This is a genomic window from Paenibacillus taichungensis (assembly GCF_013359905.1).
GTDB lineage: Bacteria > Bacillota > Bacilli > Paenibacillales > Paenibacillaceae > Paenibacillus > Paenibacillus taichungensis.
Window position 1 is genome coordinate 1 of sequence record NZ_JABMCC010000073.1, and the last position, 274, is coordinate 274.

General features: G+C 52.6%; 1 rRNA gene. It reads left to right on the forward strand.

Annotation, left to right across the window (positions count from 1 at the left end):
* A 23S ribosomal RNA gene (locus HP548_RS00655) occupies window positions 1-274 on the forward strand; the annotation flags it as partial.

Genomic DNA, 274 nt, shown 5'->3' on the forward strand with positions numbered 1-274 from the left:
GAGCGAACGCGGAGAAGCCCAAACCAGAGAGCTTGCTCTTTGGGGTTGTGGGACATCTCACATGGAGTTACAAAGGAGCCGGTTAAACGAAGAGGTCTGGAAAGGCCCGCCAAAGAAGGTAAAAGCCCTGTACTTGAAAGTTGGTTCTCTCCGAGATGTATCCCGAGTAGTGCGGGGCACGTGAAACCCCGTATGAATCCGGCAGGACCATCTGCCAAGGCTAAATACTTCCTAGCGACCGATAGTGAAGCAGTACCGTGAGGGAAAGGTGAAA